This is a genomic window from Polynucleobacter sp. 39-46-10, assembly GCF_002282275.1.
Map to the genome: position 1 here is coordinate 1 of NZ_NCJB01000530.1, position 1163 is coordinate 1163.

A 1163-nucleotide genomic window follows, 5' to 3' on the forward strand; every position below is an offset into this window, starting at 1 on the left:
CTGGCTAAGGGAATATTGGTTGCAAGTGGAGCTCCAAATAAAATAATCACCAGCAATGTAAGGGCATGAACTATGCCGGCAATCGGTGTGCTGGCGCCACTCTGTATGTTGGTAACTGTTCTTGCAATAGTTCCTGTTGCAGGCATTCCGCCAAAGAACGGGGTGACTAGATTTGCTACGCCTTGTGCCATCAACTCCTGGTTAGAGTTGTGGCGATCATGAATCAGTCCATCGGCAATGCGTGCGCATAGCAGTGATTCAATAGCTCCAAGTACGGCCAGCGTGATAGCAGGTGCAATGACAAACTGTGCAGTACTCCAGCTGACTGGAATCCATTCAAAGCTGGGTAGTCCTGATGGAATGCCACCAAAACGACTGCCAATGGTGTCGACAGGCAGGTTAAATATGCTGGTGATGATAGTGGCAACAGTCATTGCAATGACTGTTGCTGGGATATGGCTTAGGTGTCCAAGACGTTTCTGAAAATTTCTCCAAGCAATTAAAAGAGCCAAGCTGCCTATGGACAACATAAGGGCGATGGGATTTACCGTATCGGCGGCAGCATACAAAGCTTCGATTGCTTGAAAAAATTCAGCAGGCATCTTCGTAATTTGTAAGCCAAAAAACTCTTTAACTTGAGAGAGACCAATCAAGACGGCGATGCCATTGGTAAATCCAATAATGACAGCAACTGGAATAAAGCGAATTAAGGTTCCAAGCCGAAAGAGTCCCATCAAAAATAAGAACACTCCAGACATGGCGGTTGCCAAGAGTAAATTAGCTAGACCGTAATGCTCCACAATGCCGTAAACAATGACGATGAACGCGCCCGCAGGCCCACCAATTTGCACGCGGCTACCACCCAGTAAAGAAATGAGTCCGCCAGCAATAATTGCTGTGAAAATGCCTGCTTCTGGTTTGAGTCCGCTGGCAATTGCAAAGGCCATTGCTAAAGGTAATGCAACTACACCGACTGTGATGCCCGCTAATATATCTTTACTAAACAGGGCGCCGTTATAGCCCTTAAAGGAATCGAGTAGTTTAGGGTGAAAGAGATTCATGGGAAAAAGATTTTCAGGCTATCTTACTACCAAGCCAGTAGGCTAGAGCGCTGGATGCCGCGGTTACCGCTGAGCCCCAAACGATATCCACAAATGCCAGTC

The 1163-nt window shown here is 46.9% G+C and carries 1 protein-coding gene; it reads right to left on the reverse strand.

Annotation, left to right across the window (positions count from 1 at the left end; translation table 11 throughout):
• Nucleotides 1-1061, reverse strand: a 1061-nt coding sequence (locus tag B7X71_RS17440) for a SulP family inorganic anion transporter (RefSeq protein ID WP_293601671.1), incomplete at its 3' end; no start/stop codon positions are given.
• Nucleotides 1062-1163: the final 102 nt, after the last annotated feature.